Genomic DNA, 22,204 nt, shown 5'->3' with positions numbered 1-22,204 from the left:
TTTCGATGTAACGCTACCAGAAGTTGCAGGCTCATTGTCATCCAGAATTACGGATAACTTTCAGATATTGAAACCTGTATCTTCAAGTTGAATGGGTATAGCCATGTTATTCATGTTGGCAAACCTGTTTAAAGTAGACCAGATGTTGTGACGACAGCCAAGATCTGTCTGAAATCCGGGAATAGCCTGGAATAGGGCTAAAATCTGGCCTAAAACGCCCATTAATTGGCTTAAATTCGAAATTTAGCGTTTAAAATTTAGGCTGGTAAAGAGAAGGGCTTGATCAAGACCTAAATTGCAGGACTTATTCGCACCTTCCCTAGGCTACTTTTTCCACCCGAGCTATTTTGTTTGGGAACTAATCCACACCAAGCTGAGAATTGCCGACCATTTTGAAACTGTTTGCCAGAGCCTACTTCACTAATAATTGCAGCAGTCAAAATCGGACCAAAACCAGAGATATTCTTAACTGCCTCATACCTTGGATGTTGTTGGCTCAATCTGGTTATACTTTGAGTAACTTTATCAATTTCGTCGCTGATATTGATAAATTTACAGTACAGCGTTTGAAGTAAGCTTCTCATAACATGGGACAACTGATTCTCAGCATCTTCAATCGCTAACGGCAAATGACTCCGCAGTGATTTAATAGACAAAGGGAAAACCACTCCGTACTCAGCAGCAAGTCCTCTGATCTGATTAGCAAGCGCTGTTCTGTTTTCCACTAAACGTTTACGAACACTGCGTATAGCTTTGAGGTCTTGTTGCTCAACAGACTTAACGGGAACAAAATGAATATCGGGTCTTGAAAAGGCCTCGCAAATAGCTCTCGCATCGTTGGCATCGTTCTTTTGTCGCCCAACAAATGGTTTTACGTGCTGAGCTGGGATAAGAGCGACCCTATTGCCCAGCTCTTGAAATATTCTTCCCCAATGATGCGAAGTTGCGCATGATTCCATCGCAATAGCTGTTTGCTCTGGAAATTGACGTACTGTATTAAGAAGCTTGTCACGCTTTACCTTTCGGTTTGACAAGATTTGCCCATCAGCACTCAACACGCATACTTGAAAGAGGTTTTTGGCTATATCGATACCGACAACTTTAATAGACATGATGATTACTCCTGTTCTTACTGGTTGCACCATTAGTTTGGTACATCGGTGCTAGAAGGGAGATGCGTCCATCACATCAAAGCCGAGAGTAATGTAAATTCAGTGCAATATGCCTCATTTTTGAGATGATGCTAGTGAGTGTGTTGAGTTGAAAAACAAATTGTAATATTTACGATAGACATCAAGAGTTTTTTCGTTATGATAAAGACTGAAATCTGGGAAGTCTGGTTTGAGGTAAGACTTTTTCAAAAAATATTTAATTATGAAAAGGAAAAATCATGTTAACGAAAGCTTATGTAAAAACTCGTCTGCTGCTGGAATCGTTTGCCAAAGACCAACGCGGTGTCACCGCAATTGAATACGCGATTATTGGTGTGGCGGTTTCGGCAATTGTTTTAGCGATGTTTAATACGGATCTAAAAACTTCTTTGACTGGGGCTATGACTAAGATTACAACAGCGATAAATGGTGCTGATGCCGCTGCGCCTAAAAAATAACTTTGTTAGTTTTTCTCAATCTCCCCCTGCTACTCCTGATTGCCATAGACGACATCAAATCTCGTTTCATCGATAATCGCGCAGTGGTGGTTTTGGTTGTGCTGATTCTATTAGGCTGGTTCACCCAGCCTAATTGGCATATTTGGCCTTATACCTTGGCGATTGTGCTCGGTGGGCTGTTGCTTTTTCAGCTCGGTGTGCTTGGCGCTGGTGATACAAAACTTTTGGCGGTCATTAGCCTCGGTATTGATCCCAGCTACATGCCACTGACTTTAGTCGGCATCGCCATGGTTGGCGGGGTAATGGCGCTAGGTTATTTGCTGTATGGCTTATTGACGGATTTAACCAAAGTGCGCCAGCGTGGTATTCCTTATGGGGTGCCGATCTGTTTGGTCGGCGGCTTAGCCATTGTCGTTTCTGCGCTTTGAGCGTCATTAAGTGATTGCTGAGCGTTGAACAAAAAGGATTTTTATAATTTCCAAATAACGCCTGAAAAATTTCCCGTTTAATAACGTTGATATCCAACGGCAATGTAGCCACAAACTGCTTATTTAAAATAATCAACGCCATAGTTTGCTCTGACGCATCCATAATGGCGATGTTTAAACGACATTAAGATAAGCCATATTTCTCACTTGGGACGGTGATATGAACTCCAAGCTTTTAATTGCAGTGGCGCTGATGGTTATTGGTATTGGTGGCTATGGCTTGTTGACGCCGTCAGCACCGATCGCTTCTGCGCCTACTGAAGACGCGACACCCAACACGCCCATCAAGCAATATCAAGTGTGGCTGGCAAAACAGCCGCTACAAAAAGGCCAGTTAGTCAGCCGTACTGATCTTGAGCTGCGACGTATCGATGAGGCGCAAGCGCTCAGTCTGGGCGTGAATCAAGATATTGAACTCACTTTTGTGGCCGATCTACGTATCGAGAGAGATTTGGCTGCTGGCGAAGTGGTTTGGCCCGAGTGGTTGATAACCCCTGAACAGCCGGCGTATCTGGATCTAATTTTAACCCCTAACCATGTGCCATTTGCCATTCAGGTTAATCCTCAATCGGTGATTGGCGGTGTAATTCGCCCTGGTTCTTTGGTCGATATTCTTGCTCTTTCTTCTTTAAAGCAGAATCTGGCGACCGAAGAAACGGTGCGCAGTTTTGAAACCGTTTCGCTTACCCCAGTGCTAATGGGTGTCAAAGTGTTGCAAGTCAATCAACAGCCAACTACATCTAGCTCTGGGCGTAACGAAGAGTTGACCAGCCAAGCCAATGTGATTGTTGAGCTAACCCGTAAGCAAGTCGCAACGTTGACCATCGCTCGCCATATTGCCCAGTTGGAGATCCATCTTTCGACCGGCAACAGTTTAGCCAGCGACCTTTCCGCCAACGCAGGCGATGTATTAACCGATTATAAAGCGATTCAGGAGTTTCGTGCTGGCAGCGCGACAACACGTTAAGGATAGAGAAAATGAGACAACGTTATGTGTATGGCTTATTCGCGGTTTTGCTCAGTGTGATTGCCCTGCCCGCCGAAGCGCAGCGGATCCTCAATTTAGCTGAAGGGGATGCGCAAACGTTGCGTTTGGATAGAGAAATCCAATCGGTGTTTATTTCGGATCCGAAAGTCGCCGATTATCAGGTCATTGACCGTAAAACTGTGGTGATTTTCGGTAAACAAGTCGGTAATGCCAGCCTGTTGGTCTTTGGCGAAAACAGTGAAACCCTAGCCAGTCGCCGTTTGGTCGTTAACACCAGCATGGTACATATCCAGCAACAAATTGCGATCAAATATCCGCACGCTGAAGTCTCGATTTACAATCTAGGTCAACAGGTGGTGCTCAGTGGTACCGTTGCAACTGAAAAAGAGCGCGATGAAATTAACCTACTGGTGGGTGAACTGCTGGGAAAATCCTCAACCGACACGGATGTAGAATGGAAAATTGGTGATAACAGTTACAAAATGGACGTTATGCAAAAACGCCATTTTGAAGGGGTGGTCAACAACATTGAAGTCGCCAGTACTAAGCAAATCAATGTCAAACTATCGATAGCTGAAGTCTCGCAAACCTTTATGGAGAAGTTTGGTATTCAACTTGGCAGTATTGGTCAAAGTAGTGGCGTGTTTGTTAACCCATTAAGGCAATTTAGCAGCAGCGATATCATCACTTTAATCACGGCCATTGGCGATGATAACGTCGGGCAAGTACTTGCCGAGCCAAATCTGTCGGTGATTTCGGGTGAAACAGCCAGTTTCCTTGTCGGGGGTGAGTTACCCGTTGTAACCATCGTCGATGGCGGCACTAACGTTTTATATAAAGAGTTTGGTGTACGTTTAGAGATGATGGCCAAAGTGCAACGTGATGACAAAATTAGGCTATCGTTAATGCCTGAAGTCAGTTCACTCGATACCCAATACGCCAATTCAACTTATAATTTACCTGCGCTAAAAACTCGCCGCGCTCGTACTACGGTTGAACTCGGTGATGGTCAAAGCTTTGTATTGGGCGGCTTGCTTAATAAAGAAGAAGCAGAATTGCTGCGTAAAATTCCTTTTATTGGCGATGTTCCTATTCTGGGCGCTCTGTTTCGTCATACCGAAACTACCCGCAATAAAACGGAACTGGTGATCATTGCGACGGTAAATTTGGTACAGCCGATTGAGCCATCAAGTGTTCAACTGCCCACCATGCAGCGCAGCTCAACTTTGGAACGCTTCTTTGCATTGCCTAAAGAGCGTCCTGCCGTCGAACAGCAGCTTAGCCAACAAATCCTGGCGACGGGAGGGTTTAAACAATGAAAAATCCAACTTTGAATGTGCTTTTACTCAGTACTGCGCTATTAGGTTGCAGCTCAGGTTTGCCAGACAAACCCGGCCCGGCAATAGATGTCTACCCCGTGCACAGCGGTTTGTCTTTGCAAACCGATGCGAAACAAGTGACTCAAGCACAACGCTCTTTGGAGCAATTTTTGGCTCAACAACATCACCAGCTGACAACGCAAAACAGTGTGCTGTATTGGAGTACCAAGGCTGGCGAGCGCTTTGCGCTAAAAGCGGAAAAACAGCTGCGCAAACTAGGCGTCGCCCCAGAAAGTATTCGGGTAGAAAAAATGCCGGCAGGCTTTGGCCAACATTTCGATTTTAAAATTGAAATCGTCGCTCATCGTGTCGTCGTACCCTTGTGTGATACGGTAAATATTAGCCAGTTTAGCCAAGAAAGTAATGGTTGCGTGAGCGAGTCGTTGCGTTGGCAATCTATGGTTAACCCACAAAAAATGTTAACAAACCATCCAATTGCATCTCCAGAGATGGCTGTAGGGGAATAGCGCTTATTATGTTTGATTTAGTCGATCGATTAAGTAAAAAACAGTCTAGCGAAGTGATTGAACAACAGAAGATCACGACGGTACTGTTTCATCAAACCAGTGAATGCCAAGAGTTGGTTATGGAAGCCTATCGCTTTGAAGGGATAGTACCGCCTGCCACTGTTAAAAATAGCGATGAAGCGATAGCGGAGCATGTGCGCCAATCCGACATCGAAATTGTGATTGTGGAACTCAATAACAGTCTCAATATCAGCCAAGACGCGGAAAGAATCAGTCACCTACTGCCCAATCATGCTTCTGTGATCATTGTCGGTAGTGAAGATGCCATTTCGACCATTCGTAATTTAAAAAGCATGGGCTTTTACTACGTCTTTTGGCCAGTAACCAAACAAGAGCTGATTGATTTTGTTAAGAGTGTCTACGATAACCGCCAACGCAGTAGCCATCGCGGGCCAGGCCAGAAACGCAGAGCCAAGTATATCACGATACTCGGCAGCAAAGGGGGAGTGGGAACCAGTTTGATCACTGCCGAAGTAGCTCATCAACTCTCCAGTGTACGCAAAACCTCCTGTTTGATCGTTGAGCAGCATTTTCATGGCGGCAATTTAGACATTTTGCTTGGTATTCGCAAAATGGAAAAACGACGAATTCAGAAAGGCTCGCTCTCCTCTTCTCTCGACACTGCTTCCGCGCAGAGCATGGTCTATAAGCACAACAACATGCTGTCGATTTTAGCCTTAACCTCAGAGCAGCTCGACAGCCTATCTCTACTTGATTACAGCAACGCTGTCGTTGATCAGTTATCGGAGGATGTGAATTTCATCCTTGAAGATCTCTCTGCTTCGGTTGGTTTCGCTATTGAAGCAGATAAGTTCGTTGCTCAGGCGGATGTGGTGGTGGTGGTGATTGAACCGACCGTCTCTTCCGTGCGCGAAGCCGCTCGTTTAAAAGAGCGCATCAATAAATGCAACAGCAATCGCGCTCTACGTTTACTGACGGTGTTTAATCACACCTTGCCACTTAAGTTGCAATCCGCCACCAAACAAGATGCGGAAACGATTTTAAAACAAGCGATTGATATTGAAATTCCTTTTTGTGAAACCATCAATCGTACCGTTTTGGAAGATCAAAGAGTGGTGACTTCCAAGTTAAAGGCCGCGGAGCCATTGAAAAACCTTAGCGCCATGATCCTTGGCGAGACGATAAATAACACACCCAGTTTCTTCGCCTCCCTGAAGCAGAGGTTGTCGCGCTCATGATCGGTGCAAAAGCGATATATGTGGGCATTCGTAAGCAAATTTTCGATGCTCTAGAGCCCGAAGCGATCGCGCAGATGACCAAAGAACAACTGGCCAAGCAGTTGGATGGTGCCGTAGGGCTATTGATTGATCGCGAACGGTTAAGCGTGCCTAAAATCATCCGCGCTGAGTTTGTCAAAAACTTGGTGGATGAACTGATAGGCTTGGGGCCTCTACAAACCTTAATGGATGATGACACCATCAGTGACATTATGATCAACGGTCATCATAACGTCTTTATTGAACGTGGCGGTTTGGTGGAAAAGGCACAGATCGACTTTATTGACGAACGCCAGTTACTTGATATCGCTAAGCGAATTGCCTCACGGGTCGGTCGGCGGGTTGATGAATCCTCACCCACTTGTGATGCGCGTTTGCAAGATGGTAGCCGAGTTAACATTGTTATTCCGCCGATTGCCATTGATGGAACTGCCATTTCGATTCGTAAATTCAAAAAACAGAGTATCGACTTTACCAAGTTATGTGAATTTGGTGCCATGAGCCCCGAGATGGCGCAAGTGTTGATGGTGGCGGCAAGATGTCGTCTCAACATTTTGATTTCCGGTGGTACCGGTTCAGGTAAAACCACCATGCTCAACGCGCTCTCACAATTCATTTCAGAAAATGAACGCATTATCACCATCGAAGATGCCGCCGAGCTGCGCTTACAGCAGCCGCACGTTGTCCGTTTGGAAACGCGTACCGCAGGGATTGAAAATACCGGGATGATTAATCAGCGTGATTTGGTGATTAACTCACTGCGGATGCGACCCGATCGAATCATTGTCGGTGAGTGTCGAGGCGCAGAAGCGTTTGAAATGTTACAAGCGATGAATACCGGTCACGATGGTTCGATGTCGACTCTGCATGCCAATACACCAAGAGACGCACTGGCTCGTGTTGAGTCGATGGTGATGATGGCAACGAGTAGCCTTCCTTTGGAAGCGATCCGCCGCACGATAGTCAGCGCTGTGGATCTGATTATTCAGATCAGTCGTCTGCATGATGGTAGCCGTAAAGTGATGAGCATCACCGAAGTGATGGGGCTGGAAGGTTCGAGCGTGGTATTGGAAGAAATTTTCCGCTTCCAACCCAATTTGCGCCAAAGTGAAGATGGCAAAGTCAATGGCCATTTTATTACCTCTGGCTTAATGCAACGCTCGGTGTTGTATGAAAAAGCGCGCTTTTTTGGGTTGGAAGAGAAACTCGCTCAAGCCTTTCGTTCGTTAGAGGAGACATCGGCATGATGTGGTTGCTGCTGCTTATGTTCGGCATCCTGTTGCTGCTGGTGGGTTTGCGGCAAAGGAAAAATGCCCGATATGATTATCTTGCTGAATTTGCTAGAACGGTACATGTTGACTCTATGGTCGCTGAGCATCAAGCGATTGATATGAAGTCACTCTCCGATCGCACAATAAAAGACCGTCTGGATCAGAGTTGGAAAAACCTCAGTAAGCAGTTAGGGAAACTGGCGCTATTTAAGGTGCTTGGTTTTGTTGCCTTACTGATTTTTCTCGGCGTCGAATTTAACCAGCGTTTTGTCCGTGCTTCGGCGCTGATTGTGGTGGTTATTGTCGTTGCGGCAGGGCTAACCTTTGCCTATTTTTGGTTGCAAAAACGTGAACAGACTCAATTTGAAGACAGCTTTCCTGATGCCTTGAATATGCTCAGCAGTGCCGTCTCATCGGGCGAAAGTATCACTCACGCGATCATGTATGTCGGAAATACCTTAAATAGCGATGTTGGCAGAGAGTTCAAGATCATGGGCAAACGTCTGCAACTTGGCGAGTCGCCCGATGATGTGTTTCGTAAAGCTTGCCTGCGCTTTCCTTATCCTTCTTTTCATTTTTTTGTGATTACTTTGCGCGCCAATATGCAGCGTGGTGGTCAATTGAAAGAGGTGATTCTGCGCCTCAATCGCTTATTATTTAATGCTCGTTCGATTGAAAAAAAGAAATTTGCTTTGACCTCGGAAGCACGAACGTCAGCCAAAATTGTCGCTGCTATTCCGTTTTTCTTCTTATTTATGCTGCAATACCTTAGCCCTGAAAATTACGAGTTTGTGATGTTTGATCCTGCCGGTCGTCCCATCCTTTACTACGTACTGATCAGCGAAGCAATTGGTATTGCGATTGTATGGGGGTTAATGAAGAGTGTTCGCTAATGTTTCTTTGACCTCAATTGGTCAAGTTGGTCCACTTTTTTCTATTGCTCTACTACTGCTTGGTGTATTGCTGCTGCTTGCTTCGCTGCGCAAAGAGAAAAGAAGGCAGTTCTGGAAAGATTATTATCTGCATCAAACCGCAGAGCAGACCACGGTAAAAGTCAGCTTACTTGAACGCCTATCGGCAACGCTCAATCGGCTGTTTTCTTCTGACAAGCATCTGCAGCAGCAAAAGATGCTAGCGGCGGGTTTTTATAATGCCAAATTCGCCACCTATTTTATGCCGCTTAAGTATTCGCTATTGCTGTTAGGCGCGGCGGGAATTTATTTTTTATCGTTAAAAACCCTATGGTTGGCAGACAATCTGCTGTTATTTATGGCGCTATGGTTGGTGATCAGTCTAATTTTACCTGATAGTTATTTGGCGATTCGGGCAAAAAACCTGAGCCATAAAATTTCGAATAAACTGCCGTATCTGCTGGATTTAATGGCGGTATGTGTACAAACCGGTATGACGATTGAAGCCGCGATCAGCTATCTTGCCAAAGAGATGAAAGGGTTTGATAAAGACATCAGCTATTTATTGGTGAAAACCGATGATAGAGCGCGTTTAGTCGGTTTAGAGACTGCGCTCGATGAGCTTTACGCTAGGGTGCCCTCAAATGAAATGCGCAGCTTCGTTATGACCTTAAAGCAAAGTTTGCAATATGGCAGCTCGATTTACAGTGTTTTGACCACCTTATCGGCTGATATTCGAGAGGTACAAATGCTGCAGATCGAGGAAAAAATTGGCAAATTGGCGGCGAAAATGTCTATTCCTCTGATTGTCTTTATTATGGTGCCGATTGTGATTTTAATTGCTGCCCCTGGTGTGATGAGGATGATGATCAATGCCTAATAAAATGTCGCGTAAAATACACAGCGGCTTATGGCTGTTCTGTGTTTTATTACTTTCGGGTTGCAGTAGTTTCTATCAAGCGTTCAACAGTGAGGGAAGTCAGACACAAAATCTTGAGAAACCGTTGGACTTTGATCAGGAATCTTTACTAATCAAAACCAATAATCAAGCGGGTTTGATTGAGTTATATAAAACTCAACTTCAGCAGCAAGAAAATCCACAAATACGTTTTAAATTGGCTAACGCCTATTTCAATGGCAAAGATCCGGAATCGAGTCTATTTACCTTGGCTCCTTTGATGACGGCGAAGAGTAGTGTCGCTCGCGATGAGCTGTTTTTCCTTCAAGGTCGAGCACAATATCAACTGGGGCGGATAGAGCAGGCGCAACGTTCACTTTTAGCCGCTCTACAAGTGAACCCAAACAGTGCTAAGGCTTTAAATTCGATCAGCATTATCTATGCGCAGCAAGGGGAGTGGCGAAAAGCACGTGAAGGCTTTAATCGTGCTCGCGAGCTGATGTTTGATGATGTAACGGTCAAAAACAATTTGGCGCTGATTGATATATTAGAACAAGATTATCAAAGCGCCGCCGCGCGTTTATTACCGATTTATCTCAATGGCCAAGCGGATGACATGGTCACCGCGAATTTAGCCTTGATCATGGCCAAAATTGGCAGTTTTGAACACTTACGTTCTTTTTATGGTCAGCAATACAGCGATGAAGAACTATATCTGGCCTATCTTAACCTGCGTGAAATGCAATTAATGAATCACATGCCAGCAGAGGCATCGGCTAATTCAAAAAGCCATCTATTGCAGCCAAATAACAATCACACTGACATTGTTATTCCCGTTGAGGAGCCCAAAGATGCGTCGTTTGTTTTCTAAGCAATCGCCAGAGAGCGGATCAAAGCAATCGGGTGTCGCCACGATTGAGTTTGTCGGCGGTTTTTTTGCCTTCTGGTTAATGTGCATGGCTTGGGTGGAGATGAGTTTTCTTTCTTATGTCTCAAGTTTGGGTGATTTAGCGATTGCCACCGCGGCAAGGGAAACAAAAAAAATCGATGGCGATGATTATCAAGCGCAGTTTAAGACCATTTTGCAGCAGCAAAATAGCCTATGGCGCTATGTAGTAGACGCCAACAACTTCAAAACAAGCATCCAATATGTGAAAAAATTAGACGATTTACACAATTACGAAAAGACTTGCTTGGGTGAGAACGGCGATGAGCTGAACTGCAATGATGCAAAAAATATGGCGATTGCTGTCTATAGCATTAGCTATGATTACACACCGATTTTTAATTTCTTTTTGAATGATAAAACGGTGTTTGCCCGTGAGGCGATGGTGATTCAGGAGTATCAGCGTGAAAAGTTCACCCTCTAAGTTACAGCAGGGCAATTTTACCGTCGAATTTGCTATCGTCGGCGTTTTTTTTGCCTTGCTGTTGGTTTTTAGCGCGGATGTGGTGGTCAAACTTGCTTATAAAGGGAAATTAGAACGGCTTTCTTATTCTGCCGCCAGTATTATGAAAGAGCGTACAGAAATCTATGGTGCGGATCATTTTCCTTTTGAACCAGGAAAACCGATTGGTGCAGAAGCCACGCAATTGTATGACATTGTGCTGGCCTCGTTAAAAAGAACCTCAGGCAATTTCGATGCGGAAAAATTTGGGTTTCAAGTACGTATGGTGCGAGAAAATAAAAACGTGCGTGCGCCTTTCACCCAAGGCATCAATTGCAATAACAGCCAGTCACTGCAACCGCTGGACTTCGTTACGACCTTTGGCCGACATGCCACCCTTTACGAAGTGACATTGTGTTATGAGACACCGAGTTGGTATGGCAATTTAATTGGCAAAGAATTCTCTCGCGTCAGCAGCCGCTCAATCAGCATGGGGAGATAAAGATGAAGCAATATTGTCGTTTACACCGTCAATCCGGACATGCCGCGATTCTTTTTGCGCTGTTTATTCCTTTGTTGTTTGGGGTATTCACTCTAGGTACCGATGGTGCTCGGGCAGTGCAAGATAAAGCGCGCCTATTAGAAGCGGTGGAAGTGACGAGCCTTGCTGTCGCGGGGCAAGGTTCCGATAATGCAGCACTGGCAAAAAACTATTTAGAGTACTATTTCCCCTCCGCGACGATTAATAATAATGACATTCAAATTAAAAAAATTAACTGTGAAGACAACGCCAATTGTAAAAACACTAATCGCCGATTTTTTGAATATCAAGTGTCAGCCAAAATTAGCCAGCCAACCTGGTTCCCCGGTAATGATGCTATTATTGGTTTCGGCGAGAATTATGCGGTGGGTGGTTATTCATCAGCAAGGAAATTTCATGCTGAAACGGTCGATGTGGTTTTGGTTGCAGATTTCTCTGGTTCTATGGCATGGCGTTGGGATAAAAACGGGCCACAAAATTCGGCTAATCCAGTACGTTATATTATGATGAAAGAGATCATTACTGAGATTGCCGATGAACTGGAAAAATTTAATAAAAAAATGGTTAAGAAAAATAAACTGTCAGTTGTTGGATTTGACTATTTTACGGTTGAAAAGCAACCCAATGGTTCTTTCAAACATTATGATCACATAATATGCTCTAATAAGAGATGTAATAGTTATTATCAACCAGGTAAGAATAGTGATGTTTCTAAAAAAACAGTCGTTGACAACATCTTTAATTTGTCTCATATTTCCCATTCAGTTGAAAGGCTGACTACATATGGTGCTGCGTCTGGGGTTTCTACATTTTTTAATATTCCTCTTACTAATGATTTTGACTCTTTAAAAAAAGATGTCAATACATTTATTGTACAAGGAAGTTCTATCAGCGGGACTTCTTCTTATGCTGGTATTATTCGAGGTGCGCAACTTGCCATGGCAGGTGTAAACCCAAGACGATTAATTATCATTTTGTCAGATGGCGAAGATTCTTTTACCACGAATACTAATAATTTGATAGCGGCACGTATGTGTACGAAAATATTGGAGACCTTGAATGCTCAAATTGTTGGTGGAGAGAAAGTCAAAGCTAGGATGGTAGCGGTTGGTTTTGCGTACGATATCACTACTTACCCGCAGATGAAAAACTGCGTTGGTGAAGAGAATGTTTTTTCGGCAAAAAACAGAGACGATATCAAAAACAAAATCCTTGAGTTGATCACCGAAGAAATAGGCCATTTAGCGCTATGAAACACATTACCCTATTTTTGCTAATCAGCGTATTCACCACGCCAAGCTGGGCAGACAATTTATTGCTCTTTATTAATAGTGATGATCAGCTGCAACAACAGTAAGTTAATGTATTTAATCATCTGCTGTTTGAAGAGAAAATTCGTGGTTACGAGACGGTTTACATTATTGATTTAGCTCAAGAGCAACGCCCATTTCGTTGTGAAGCAGAATATATTCACGATGACCAAGGCTTTTACAGTGCTAAGTACCTACCCACTCAAACCCCACAAGTCATGGTGGTTGGCCGCCAAGGTGTGTGCCAATCCTATCGATTAACGGATTTTCTCGGCCACTATTTGTCCCCTTCAGCAAAGGAGTTTCCATAATGAACACAACCAAACGTCAGCTATCGCTTGCTTTATCACTACTTTGCTTTGGGGCTGCTTCGGTCTATGCATCGCCCAACCAAGATCAAAGCGCGTTTCATCATTACTGCAACGGCATCGACCTAGAGTTTGAGCAGAAAGTGCAAATCGCACCGGGTCGGCGCGTTCTACTTAACCACTCGGCTTTTCCGCTTATTGAACAAAGCAGAGAGCACCATGCCAGTGCCACTTTTATCGAACAACAGATGATTGCTGCCGGAGTGCAAGGCAATTGTGCTGAATATCTTTTGAGCCACGCTAAATCTTGGCAAGGGGAATCAAAAGAAGCGTTGGCGCGCGTCTACTTCTCGTTTAACAGTGCCGAATTAACTTCAGCTTCACGCTATTTACTCAACCAGCTTTTGGCACGGCTAAGAACCAATAATACGCTGACGGTAGAAGGGCATACCGATGATGTTGGTAGTGAAGAGTACAACTTTGCCCTAGGGCTACGTCGTGCTGAAAGTGTGGAAGCTTACTTAAAGCAATATGCTCAAACACCTGTGCAATTACAAAGCGTTTCTTACGGTGAAAAGCGCCCCATCACCACGAATGCCAGTGAAACTGGCCGAGCACAAAACCGAAGAGTGGAAATTAAGTGATAACTTAAGATGAAATTTTATAAGTTGGCTTAAACTAAGGAAGATGCATGTTGAGTGAGTGGATCGCAAAATGGCTTGCGCTGCGCGTCGATGATGAACGTTACAAGGATTACTGCTTCTTAGTGATGGCGTTGGTGGCGTTGACTGTCACCAATTTGTTTTTCCTCTTGTACAACATCTTTGCTATTCCTGATTAAATGATGCGAAGTACTGATTAATCCCCTAATGATTTTATAAAAATCATTAGGTTAAGGTAGATACACATCTTGTCATATGATCAAATGGTTTCGCCAAAAATCAATAATCAGACAACAAGACGTGCGAACTCGATATTTTACACGACTCTCTTTACCAATTCTGCCCCGAATTACACTTAAAACGACTCAACAGCTTAACGTTGGCTTGTCACGCATTACTTGACTGTAAACTCTCACTCTTACCGAACTTGGCCGTAACCTGCCAACCAAAGCGAGAACAAAACATAACATCAAACGAATCGACCGATTGTTAGGTAATCGTCACCTCCACAAAGAGCGACTCGCTGTATACCGTTGGCATGCTAGCTTTATCTGCTCGGGCAATACGATGCCCATTGTACTTGTTGACCGGTCTGATATTCGTGAGCAAAAGCGGCTTATGGTATTGCGAGCTTCAGTCGCACTACACGGTCGTTCTGTTACTCTTTATGAGAAAGCGTTCCCGCTTTCAGAGCAGTGTTCAAAGAAAGCTCATGACCAATTTCTAGCCGACCTTGCAAGCATTCTACCAAGTAACACCACACCGCTCATTGTCAGTGATGCTGGCTTTAAAGTGCCATGGTATAAATCCGTTGAGAAGCTGGGTTGGTACTGGTTAAGTCGAGTAAGAGGAAAAGTACAATATGCAGACCTAGGAGCGGAAAACTGGAAACCTATCAGCAACTTACACGACATTTCACCAAGTCACTCAAAGACTTTAGGCGATAAGAGGCTGACCAAAAGCAATCCAATCTCATGCCAAATTCTATTGTATAAATCTCGCCCTAAAGGCCGAAAAAATCAGCGCTCGACACGGACTCATTGTCATCACCCGTCACCTAAAATCTACTCAGCGTCGGCAAAAGAGCCATGGGTTCTAGCAACTAACTTACCTGTTGAAATTCGAACACCTAAACAACTTGTTAATATCTATTCGAAGCTAATGCAGATTGAAGAGGCCTTCCGAGATTTGAAAAGTCCTGCCTACGGACTAGGCCTACGCCATAGCCGAACGAGCAGCTCAGAGCGTTTTGATATCATGCTGCTAATCGCCCTGATGCTTCAACTAACATGTTGGCTTGCGGGCGTTCATGCTCAGAAACAAGGTTGGGACAAGCACTTCCAGGCTAACACAGTCAGAAATCGAAACGCACTCTCAACAGTTCGCTTAGGCATGGAAGTTTTGCGGCATTCTGGCTACACAATAACAAGGGAAGACTTACTCGTGGCTGCAACCCTGCCTGCTCAAAATCTATTCAAACATGGTTACGCTTTGGGGAAATTATGAGGGGATCTCTCAGGGCTATGCTTTAGCGTGAAAAACTGCATCATGTGCTAATTGAAGAAGTGAGCCCGGTTGCGTTTGAGCGACTAACACAGAGATTACCCGTTTGGGACCTTTCTATTCTGGAAGATAAAACCAGGGAACCGGGATAGCTATCAGTTTTATCAGTTCATGCAGCATTACCATGAGCGAGATAACTACCATTGTGAAAATGTCACTCAGTTACCGGAGCGCGAGTTCATTGCCGTCCTAGATGGACAGCAGCGGATTACTGCTTTGAATATCGGCTTACGCGGCTCATTTGCGTGGAAGCTGACAGGTAAATGGTGGAGTAATGATGACGCCTTCCCTGTGCGCAGGCTTCACTTAAATCTGTTAAGCCAGCCCGACTTAGAAACTGGGTCGATGTATGACTTTGAGTTCCTTACCGACGATAAAGCTTCTCTGGATGCTTCTGAACAATACAGGTTCCGTGTAGGCCGGATCATGGAAGAGGAAGAAGATGCACTTATCGATGAAGTTGCTGATGATGCTAGGTTGAGTTCGGAGCAACGCAAAGAGGCTCGCTCAACTCTTCGTCACTTGTATCGAACCATCCATGACAAAGACAAGATTTCGTTTTACGAAGAAAGTGATCAGAGCCTAGAACGTGTTCTGAATATATTTATCCGCATGAATAGCGGCGGTACTACCTTGTCCTACTCAGACTTACTACTTTCAATAGCAGTAGCCCAGTGGAGCTCGTTAGATGCCCGTGAAGAAATTCATGCATTAGTGGATGAGATGAACCGTGTTGGTGATGGATTCAACGTATCAAAAGATCTCGTCTTAAAAGCAGGCTTAATGCTCTCTGACATCGGTAGCGTGGGCTTTAAGGTTGAGAACTTTAACAAGGAAAACATGGCGATTCTGGAAAAGAACTGGACGCCAATTCGTGATGCGTTATTGCTCTCAATGCAGTTGCTGGCAAGTTTTGGTTTTAATGCACAAAACCTCAGAGCAACAAGTGCCATCCTCCCGTTGGCGTATTACCTGCACCACCGAAAGTTAACGGCAAGCTACCTTTCCAGGGTTGAATATGCGGTCGATAGAGAATGTATCAGAAACTGGCTCATTAGGTCCTTGTTGAAAGCGTCAGGCATCTGGGGAAGTGGTTTGGACACCCTGCTTATTATGCTTCGCTCAGACATTAAACAATCGGGTGATACGGGGTTCCCGCTAGCGAAAACTGAAGCGACCATGCAACAGCGTGGTAAATCCTTGCGCTTTGACCCAGAGGAAATTAGTGAACTAGCGCAGTTGGATTATGGTAATCCGCGTACCTTTGCCTTGTTAACTTTGTTGTTCCCCGGATTCGATTTTTCACGACACTTTCATGTGGATCACATTTACCCTCAAGGTTTGTTTACGCGTAACAAGCTTGCAAAAGTTGGTGTCCCAGCTGAACAGCTAGATGAACTCATCGAGGCATCTAACAAGCTGCCAAACCTTCAACTGTTGGAAGAGACAATCAACAACCAGAAGCGGCAAAAAATGCCCCATTAATGGTATGCGTAGCAGTGGCCTGATGTGAATGCAAGACAAGCACATCTGCAATCGCAAGCCATAACATCATTACCTGAACAACTAAACCAGTTTATGGACTTTTACCGCGAGCGTCAGGAAACACTGCTTGCCCGCATTAGAACTGCATTACAACCCGCAAGCAGCGTAGAGACAGAATAAGAGGCGCAAGAACATATGAATACGAACAACATTAAAAAATACGCACCAAAAGCGCGCCGCGAATTTATGGATGCGGTAGCTAAACGATTAAATACCTTTGGTATCACCGCGAATAAAAAGGGCGAGCTACAAATTGCAGAAGCGAATCTACAAGGTTCTGTGCTTCAAATCGCCGGTAACAGTTTTGACGGTAAACTGGCTTTGTTGCGTAATTCAAATGGAAAGCGAAGATGTCCAAAATTGAGTAATTATTAAACATCACACTGAGTTTTGGGCATACCTAGCCCTGTAAGTTTGTTCAACGCTTTGATCATTGCGTAAGTCTCGCCAACCTGAGCGTTGTAATTTCTTAGGCTTAGCTTTCCACCTAACAACTGTTTCACTCGATGCATTGCTGTCTCTGATAGCGAGCGCTTATGATAGCCATACCGCTTTTTCCACTTCTTGTTCGAGCCGTAAAGTTTCTGACAACCTACCGCTAAATTGCGAGGATGTCCTTGTTCCCAGAAGGCTGCTCCTTCCCTTGGTGGGATGAGCGGAACCGCTCGCTTGATCCGTATTGCAATAGCAATGTCTTGTGTCATAAGCACCATCACCTGATATCTCAGTGATTTTACGACGAGTCTGCTTAAGTAGATTGGGAAGAACTTCAGCATCGGTGACGTTAGATAAACTCAGTTCTGCTGCGACTATTTCGTGGGTGCTGGTATCTACTGCTAAATGTAGCTTACGCCAGACTCTGCGCTTCCCATCAGTACCATGCTTTTTGACCTTCCATTCACCTTCGCCATAAACCTTGAGACCAGTGGCATCAATAGCCAGATGTTGTATCACGCCTCTGGTTTTGGTTTTAAATGAAACCTCAACTTCCTTAGCTCGACGGCTTATACAAGTGTAATGCGGACAAACAAGCGGTATGTTAGCCAGCTTAAATACGGAGTCTAGGAAACCTTGTAGCGCTCTCAATGGCATAGAGAAAATGCGTTTTACCATCAGTGCGGTAGTAATAGCTAGGTCACTGAATTGACGAGGCCTGCCTCGTTGTCCTGTTTGCTTTGCTTCCATTCAGCTATCGTTTCCTCATCAATCCAAAAGGTCAGGGAACCACGGTTTATTAAGGCTTGATTGTATTGCTTCCAGTTGGTTGTTTTGTAACGAGGTCTTGGCATGAGGCCACATGAAGTTATGGGTGTAGCCAATGGTATGGACACCCCTCACCCTTATCACACTGGATTAGCTACATTATATAAACATGGTTTATTCGTAGGATGGGAGGCTCAGATGGGAACGATTATTCGTGTGGGTGTCGATTTGGCAAAAAATGTGTTCCATATTCATGCTGTTGATGAAAATGAAAAAACGACCTGGCAGGGAAAATATGCAAGAAACACATGGTTAAAAGCGATCATGAAACGAGTGCCTTTTACAGCAATCATTGGAATGGAAGCATGTGGTTCCTCTCATTACTGGGCAAGAGAACTTATCAAAGCGGGGTATACAGTGAAGCTTGTTGCAGGTCAATTTGTAAAGCCTTATGTCAAAACGAATAAAAATGACAAAGTCGATGCTGAAGCCATTTGCGAAGCGATAAACAGGCCGAATATGCGCTTTGTGTCTGTAAAGACGAGCGAGCAACAAGATATTCAATCAATGCACCGTGTCCGAGAAGAACTAATTGCTCAGAGGACTGCCAGGGCTAATCAGATTAGAGGCTTAACCGCTGAATATGGAATCGTTGCACCTGTTGGTATCAGTAATTTGAGAAAACATATTCCCTACTGGTTAGAAGACGTAGAAAACTCGTTATCATTCCAATTTAGGGAGTTGCTACAAGTATTGTACGAAGATTTAATCACGCTAGATGAACGCATTGATAAGGTAACTAATAAGATAAAATTGAGTCTTAGTGACAACCCTGTTGCTCAAAGATTAATGAAAATCATCGGCATTGGCCCACTCGTTTGCAGTGCACTACTTATTGACCTTGGTGATGGCATGAGTTTTAAAAGAGGTCGAGATTTTTCGGCATCATTAGGGTTGGTTCCTCGACAATACAGTACTGGGGGACGAGAGAGGTTATTAGGTATAAGCAAAAGAGGCAATGGATACCTGAGAAAGTTATTGGTTCATGGCGCCAGAGCTGCATTTCGCTATGTTAAGGATAAAACAGACGCCTTAAGTTTATGGATCAAAAAGCTAAGTATCACTAAGCATCCGAACGTAGCGATCATCGCGCTTGCGAACAAGTTGGCAAGGATCTCGTGGGCTATTGTTGCCAAAGACGTTGAGTATGACGCATCTCGCGCTGCGGCTTAAATGTTATTGATTTTTGAAAACAGTTATATGAAGAATTGCATAGTAAAGAAATGATGGAAAATAGGTCAAACCAACATTATCAAAACCCAACCTGATCAAAGAGCTAATAGCTCGTGTAGCCGTTTGGGAGTTAATGTGCGGATAACGCCATTATGGTTCGATGCGCAATTAAGGCATCACTAATAAAACCGAATACACGTGGGCAGTTATACCTTCATTTTCATTAAAATTTACTTGCAATAGAGGGAGTGTCCATACACGATCAGATCGTAAATTCCTGATTAAGTTCAATTGAATTACGCAACAAAGCCTTCGCCATCGGTAATGCCGAACTGCCATACCAACAAGAGCTGTTGGAGAATGTCATCGACCCCATTGATAATGAGGGCCTGACCAGATCCATTACCATGGAGGTTTTGTCGATAGCTTTTTGGCGTTCCAAAACACTGATCAACAAATTGACTAAAGAGGATCTCGTAGCTTTATCTGGAGGCTTATATGGCTGCCTTGAGTTCGACATCCATAAGGTTGTTAATGATGGGAAAGGATATCAGATCGCGACTCTCTGTAAGCACTTGGAACTTCTTCTTGCACTCCTGAGAAGCCGACGGATTGAAGACGAAGAGTTCAAAATGATTTTCGCCCCAGATAATGACCTGACTAAAAAATATGTGGCATTGGTAGATGATGTTTCCAAAATAGTTATCGAAAGTGACATCGAGCTTAAGTCCCGAATCAGCCTTCAAATTGAAAAGCCTGAAATGTTCCGCAACACTCCCGATCTGTTATACGCATTGCGGATGTATCTAACGGGAGACGCTGGTGCAAGCTCGATAGGAATTACATCTGTTTCGGATGACTAGATTGTCAAGTTAACTAAGTTCTATTTCTTATTACCTATCTTGTTATCGTCTTCTTAGTGAACCTTCACACTATCGTGTCGGAGGTTCACTATGTTCAAAAACCTATTTTTTCAAGCCAAAGCACTACCAGAACTGTCATCGCAACTGGATGCGGAAATTCCACGCTACCCGCCATTCCTGAAGGGGTTGCCAGCTGCGTCACCCGAGGATTTGCAGTCCACACAAGACGAGCTAATTGCCAAACTGCGCCAGGTACTTGGCTTTAATCAGCGTGAGTTTCAAAGGCTGATTCAGCCCTGCATTGATCATCTGGCTGCTTATGTACACTTGTTGCCAGCTTCTGAGCATCATCATCACAGTGGTGCTGGTGGTTTATTACGTCATTCGTTGGAAGTTGCTTTCTGGGCGGCACAAGCAGCTGAAGGGATCATCTTTGTTGCCAGTGGCACACCTGTTGAGAAAAAAGAGCTTGAACCAAGGTGGCGTGTTGCGGCGGCTCTTGGCGGTTTGTTCCACGATATTGGTAAGCCAGTTTCAGACCTGTCTATCACAGACGAAGATGGACGCTATCAGTGGAACCCTTTTTTGGAAACCTTATCTCAGTGGACCACAAATAACAGCATTGAACGCTATTTCATTCGCTGGCGCGACGGACGGTGCAAACGGCACGAGCAATTCTCAATTCTGGTTTTAAACCGGGTGATGACGCCTGAGTTGCTCGCCTGGTTAACACAACCTGGCCCTGAAATTTTGCAAGCCATGCTGGAAGCAATTGGCAATACCGATCCAGAGCATGTCCTGTCTAAATTGGTTATTGAAGCTGACCAAACCAGTGTCCAGCGAGACCTGAAAGCTCAACGAATTTCCGTTGACGACAATGCCCTTGGTGTCCCAGTCGAACGCTATCTACTTGATGCCATGAGGCGATTACTTGCCAGTTCCCAGTGGTTAGTCAATCAGCGAGATGCCAGAGTTTGGATACGAAAATCGAATCAATCAACCCATCTTTACCTGGTTTGGAAAAGTGCGGCTAAGGACATCATTGAGCTGTTGGCCAAAGACAAGATACCTGGCATTCCAAGAGATCCCGATACCCTTGCGGACATCCTCATTGAGCGAGGATTGGCCACTAAATCCGCCTCAAATGAGCGATATGAAAGCCTTGCCCCTGAAGTTCTGATCAAAGACGACAAGCCAATCTGGTTACCCATGCTGCATATATCTGAGGCCGATTTATTGTTCAGCTCGAATGTGCCAAGTAGCGTGGCACTGTTTAGCAAATCTGAATGGGAAGCAAGAAAGCAAACACAAGCAGAGCCACAGAGTCGCTCCAGTGAGCAGCCAGGCTTGCCTGAAGCGTCATCATCAATTGAACTCAGTAATTCGACTGAGTCGCCATCGACAAAACCGTCCGACCAAGATGATGAACTTCGTCATGCCAGTGATGTTAATCACCTTCAGGCAACTGAAAATGCTCCAGGTGATGGATGTGAAAAGCCTAACAATTCTCATGATGACGCTATCTCAAATAACGTAAACCAGTACGATACAGAAGCAGTGAATCTGCCTGAATCTTTGGCGTGGCTCCCAAAGGCCAACAGTGCGTTGATTATGGTTGGTGAACAGCTTCTGATCCGCTATCCCGATGCCGTAAGACCTTGGTGTGCACCTCGAAAACTGCTTGCTGAACTCAGTCAATTAGATTGGCTTGAACTAGATCCCGCAAACCCGAAACGTAAGGCCAGAACTGTGACTACGAAAGATGGCGTTCAGGAGCAAGGGTTGCTGCTGAAAGTATCGATTTCTAAAGGGCTTACTGCACTGATTGACCTTCTCAAACAAGACGCAGAATCAGCGGCAGCAATTCAGAACAAAGAGGCTTCACCGCGACCGAGTCGAACTGAGACAACCAATGCCCAAGCAAAAGAGCCCGCCACAAGAGCGGAGCGTAAGCAAAAGCCGATTGCGCCCAATGCGAAATCGAGTACAGACCCCAAACACGTGCAGCGGCAACAGATGGTTAGTTTTGTGAAAGATTTGCCCATCTTACTGACCGATGGCGATTACCCAGACGTGGATCATAGTGCCGATGGTATTCGCGTCACAATTCAAACCTTACGCCAAGTCGCCAATGCGCATGGCATTCCAGCCGGACAGCTGCTTCGGGGGATCTCGGCCAGTGACCAATGCCAGTTTGATGAGGGGGAAACGGTTCTGTTTACCGCTCACGCTGAACGTTAATCCATTTGAAATTAATCGGATTGCAAACGGTTATTTTG

At 44.7% G+C, this 22,204-nt stretch carries 21 protein-coding genes and 3 pseudogenes; 22 read left to right on the top strand and 2 right to left on the bottom strand.

Going from position 1 to position 22,204, the window contains the following annotated elements; translation table 11 throughout:
• Window positions 1-311: 311 nt before the first annotated feature.
• Window positions 312-1,112, bottom strand: a pseudogene (locus R7Z77_RS19310) (IS110 family transposase); the annotation flags it as partial.
• 278 nt (window positions 1,113-1,390) lie between these two features.
• On the opposite strand from R7Z77_RS19310, the gene R7Z77_RS19305 reads away from it, so the two are divergent.
• The 19 genes and pseudogenes from R7Z77_RS19305 to R7Z77_RS19215 all read left to right on the top strand — a co-directional run bounded on the left by R7Z77_RS19305 (window position 1,391) and on the right by R7Z77_RS19215 (window position 17,001).
• Entirely contained in the window at window positions 1,391-1,609 is a 219-nt protein-coding gene (locus R7Z77_RS19305; RefSeq protein ID WP_318136790.1) for a Flp family type IVb pilin, read from the top strand.
• Between the two features lie 2 nt (window positions 1,610-1,611).
• Window positions 1,612-2,037: a prepilin peptidase gene (locus R7Z77_RS19300; RefSeq protein ID WP_213916492.1), complete on the top strand. Its 426-nt coding sequence runs from the start codon at window positions 1,612-1,614 to the stop codon at window positions 2,035-2,037.
• A gap of 220 nt (window positions 2,038-2,257) precedes the next feature.
• The gene (gene cpaB / locus R7Z77_RS19295) at window positions 2,258-3,064 is read left to right on the top strand and encodes a Flp pilus assembly protein CpaB (RefSeq protein ID WP_213916493.1); all 807 of its coding nucleotides are present in this window, start codon (window positions 2,258-2,260) and stop codon (window positions 3,062-3,064) included.
• An 11-nt stretch (window positions 3,065-3,075) separates the two neighbouring features.
• Window positions 3,076-4,404, top strand: a complete 1,329-nt coding sequence (locus tag R7Z77_RS19290; RefSeq protein WP_213916494.1) for a type II and III secretion system protein family protein — start codon at window positions 3,076-3,078, stop codon at window positions 4,402-4,404.
• Window positions 4,401-4,931: a hypothetical protein gene (locus R7Z77_RS19285; RefSeq protein WP_213916495.1), complete on the top strand. Its 531-nt coding sequence runs from the start codon at window positions 4,401-4,403 to the stop codon at window positions 4,929-4,931. Before R7Z77_RS19290 ends, R7Z77_RS19285 begins: the two co-directional genes overlap by 4 nt.
• 8 nt (window positions 4,932-4,939) lie before the next feature.
• Window positions 4,940-6,190, top strand: a complete 1,251-nt coding sequence (locus R7Z77_RS19280) for a CpaE family protein (protein ID WP_262652115.1) — start codon at window positions 4,940-4,942, stop codon at window positions 6,188-6,190.
• Window positions 6,187-7,476: a CpaF family protein gene (locus R7Z77_RS19275; RefSeq protein WP_262652114.1), complete on the top strand. Its 1,290-nt coding sequence runs from the start codon at window positions 6,187-6,189 to the stop codon at window positions 7,474-7,476. The genes R7Z77_RS19280 and R7Z77_RS19275 overlap by 4 nt, the downstream gene beginning before the upstream one ends.
• Window positions 7,473-8,393, top strand: a complete 921-nt coding sequence (locus R7Z77_RS19270; RefSeq protein ID WP_213964794.1) for a type II secretion system F family protein — start codon at window positions 7,473-7,475, stop codon at window positions 8,391-8,393. Before R7Z77_RS19275 ends, R7Z77_RS19270 begins: the two co-directional genes overlap by 4 nt.
• Entirely contained in the window at window positions 8,383-9,291 is a 909-nt protein-coding gene (locus R7Z77_RS19265) for a type II secretion system F family protein (RefSeq protein ID WP_395237011.1), read from the top strand. The genes R7Z77_RS19270 and R7Z77_RS19265 overlap by 11 nt, the downstream gene beginning before the upstream one ends.
• The gene (locus R7Z77_RS19260) at window positions 9,284-10,180 is read left to right on the top strand and encodes a tetratricopeptide repeat protein (RefSeq protein WP_213964795.1); all 897 of its coding nucleotides are present in this window, start codon (window positions 9,284-9,286) and stop codon (window positions 10,178-10,180) included. Before R7Z77_RS19265 ends, R7Z77_RS19260 begins: the two co-directional genes overlap by 8 nt.
• Window positions 10,161-10,679 (top strand): TadE family protein, encoded by a 519-nt coding sequence (locus tag R7Z77_RS19255; protein WP_213964796.1) that lies wholly within the window; start codon window positions 10,161-10,163, stop codon window positions 10,677-10,679. The genes R7Z77_RS19260 and R7Z77_RS19255 overlap by 20 nt, the downstream gene beginning before the upstream one ends.
• Complete coding sequence (gene tadF, locus R7Z77_RS19250) at window positions 10,660-11,199, top strand: tight adherence pilus pseudopilin TadF (RefSeq protein ID WP_213964797.1); 540 nt, start codon at window positions 10,660-10,662, stop codon at window positions 11,197-11,199. Before R7Z77_RS19255 ends, tadF begins: the two co-directional genes overlap by 20 nt.
• Window positions 11,200-11,201: 2 nt before the next feature.
• Window positions 11,202-12,491, top strand: a complete 1,290-nt coding sequence (locus tag R7Z77_RS19245; RefSeq protein WP_213964798.1) for a TadE/TadG family type IV pilus assembly protein — start codon at window positions 11,202-11,204, stop codon at window positions 12,489-12,491.
• Between the two features lie 367 nt (window positions 12,492-12,858).
• Window positions 12,859-13,500, top strand: a complete 642-nt coding sequence (locus R7Z77_RS19240) for an OmpA family protein (protein ID WP_064377408.1) — start codon at window positions 12,859-12,861, stop codon at window positions 13,498-13,500.
• A gap of 47 nt (window positions 13,501-13,547) precedes the next feature.
• Window positions 13,548-13,697 carry a hypothetical protein gene (locus R7Z77_RS19235; protein WP_161939216.1) on the top strand — a complete coding sequence of 50 codons (150 nt, stop codon included), beginning with the start codon at window positions 13,548-13,550 and terminating at the stop codon, window positions 13,695-13,697.
• Window positions 13,698-13,831: 134 nt separating this feature from the next.
• A pseudogene (locus R7Z77_RS19230) lies at window positions 13,832-15,024 on the top strand (IS4 family transposase).
• Between the two features lie 126 nt (window positions 15,025-15,150).
• Window positions 15,151-16,566, top strand: a complete 1,416-nt coding sequence (locus R7Z77_RS19225; RefSeq protein ID WP_311764737.1) for a DUF262 domain-containing protein — start codon at window positions 15,151-15,153, stop codon at window positions 16,564-16,566.
• A 24-nt stretch (window positions 16,567-16,590) separates the two neighbouring features.
• The gene (locus tag R7Z77_RS19220; protein ID WP_250154047.1) at window positions 16,591-16,746 is read left to right on the top strand and encodes a hypothetical protein; all 156 of its coding nucleotides are present in this window, start codon (window positions 16,591-16,593) and stop codon (window positions 16,744-16,746) included.
• Between the two features lie 15 nt (window positions 16,747-16,761).
• The gene (locus R7Z77_RS19215; protein ID WP_250154048.1) at window positions 16,762-17,001 is read left to right on the top strand and encodes a BREX-1 system adenine-specific DNA-methyltransferase PglX; all 240 of its coding nucleotides are present in this window, start codon (window positions 16,762-16,764) and stop codon (window positions 16,999-17,001) included.
• On the opposite strand, the pseudogene R7Z77_RS19210 reads toward R7Z77_RS19215, so the two are convergent.
• Window positions 16,998-17,915 (bottom strand): annotated as a pseudogene (locus R7Z77_RS19210) (IS5 family transposase). The gene R7Z77_RS19215 and the pseudogene R7Z77_RS19210 sit on opposite strands and share 4 nt — an antisense overlap.
• A gap of 112 nt (window positions 17,916-18,027) precedes the next feature.
• Here R7Z77_RS19210 and R7Z77_RS19205 point away from each other — a divergent pair.
• The 3 genes from R7Z77_RS19205 (at window position 18,028) to mobH (ending at window position 22,166) form a co-directional block, all read left to right on the top strand.
• The gene (locus R7Z77_RS19205) at window positions 18,028-19,062 is read left to right on the top strand and encodes an IS110 family transposase (protein WP_064377512.1); all 1,035 of its coding nucleotides are present in this window, start codon (window positions 18,028-18,030) and stop codon (window positions 19,060-19,062) included.
• A gap of 353 nt (window positions 19,063-19,415) precedes the next feature.
• On the top strand, window positions 19,416-19,925 hold the full coding sequence (locus R7Z77_RS19200) for a hypothetical protein (protein ID WP_262652107.1): 510 nt from the start codon (window positions 19,416-19,418) through the stop codon (window positions 19,923-19,925).
• Between the two features lie 90 nt (window positions 19,926-20,015).
• Window positions 20,016-22,166, top strand: coding sequence for a MobH family relaxase (gene mobH, locus R7Z77_RS19195; protein WP_318136789.1), 2,151 nt, complete (start codon window positions 20,016-20,018; stop codon window positions 22,164-22,166).
• The last annotated feature ends 38 nt before the right edge of the window (window positions 22,167-22,204 follow it).

It is taken from the genome of Vibrio sp. 1401 (assembly GCF_033340295.1).
The sequence above is the reverse complement of the archived record's forward strand: the minus strand, read 5'-3'. Positions and strand labels throughout refer to the sequence as shown.

What these genes read in the sequence shown, in the direction of transcription:
- R7Z77_RS19305 (WP_318136790.1), top strand. Translation starts at nt 1,391, where the DNA reads ATGTTAACGAAAGCTTATGTAAAAACTCGTCTGCTGCTGGAATCGTTT.
- cpaB (WP_213916493.1), top strand. Translation starts at nt 2,258, where the DNA reads ATGAACTCCAAGCTTTTAATTGCAGTGGCGCTGATGGTTATTGGTATT.
- R7Z77_RS19290 (WP_213916494.1), top strand. Translation starts at nt 3,076, where the DNA reads ATGAGACAACGTTATGTGTATGGCTTATTCGCGGTTTTGCTCAGTGTG.
- R7Z77_RS19285 (WP_213916495.1), top strand. Translation starts at nt 4,401, where the DNA reads ATGAAAAATCCAACTTTGAATGTGCTTTTACTCAGTACTGCGCTATTA.
- R7Z77_RS19280 (WP_262652115.1), top strand. Translation starts at nt 4,940, where the DNA reads ATGTTTGATTTAGTCGATCGATTAAGTAAAAAACAGTCTAGCGAAGTG.
- R7Z77_RS19275 (WP_262652114.1), top strand. Translation starts at nt 6,187, where the DNA reads ATGATCGGTGCAAAAGCGATATATGTGGGCATTCGTAAGCAAATTTTC.
- R7Z77_RS19270 (WP_213964794.1), top strand. Translation starts at nt 7,473, where the DNA reads ATGATGTGGTTGCTGCTGCTTATGTTCGGCATCCTGTTGCTGCTGGTG.
- R7Z77_RS19260 (WP_213964795.1), top strand. Translation starts at nt 9,284, where the DNA reads ATGCCTAATAAAATGTCGCGTAAAATACACAGCGGCTTATGGCTGTTC.
- R7Z77_RS19255 (WP_213964796.1), top strand. Translation starts at nt 10,161, where the DNA reads ATGCGTCGTTTGTTTTCTAAGCAATCGCCAGAGAGCGGATCAAAGCAA.
- R7Z77_RS19245 (WP_213964798.1), top strand. Translation starts at nt 11,202, where the DNA reads ATGAAGCAATATTGTCGTTTACACCGTCAATCCGGACATGCCGCGATT.
- R7Z77_RS19240 (WP_064377408.1), top strand. Translation starts at nt 12,859, where the DNA reads ATGAACACAACCAAACGTCAGCTATCGCTTGCTTTATCACTACTTTGC.
- R7Z77_RS19235 (WP_161939216.1), top strand. Translation starts at nt 13,548, where the DNA reads ATGTTGAGTGAGTGGATCGCAAAATGGCTTGCGCTGCGCGTCGATGAT.
- R7Z77_RS19215 (WP_250154048.1), top strand. Translation starts at nt 16,762, where the DNA reads ATGAATACGAACAACATTAAAAAATACGCACCAAAAGCGCGCCGCGAA.
- R7Z77_RS19205 (WP_064377512.1), top strand. Translation starts at nt 18,028, where the DNA reads ATGGGAACGATTATTCGTGTGGGTGTCGATTTGGCAAAAAATGTGTTC.
- mobH (WP_318136789.1), top strand. Translation starts at nt 20,016, where the DNA reads ATGTTCAAAAACCTATTTTTTCAAGCCAAAGCACTACCAGAACTGTCA.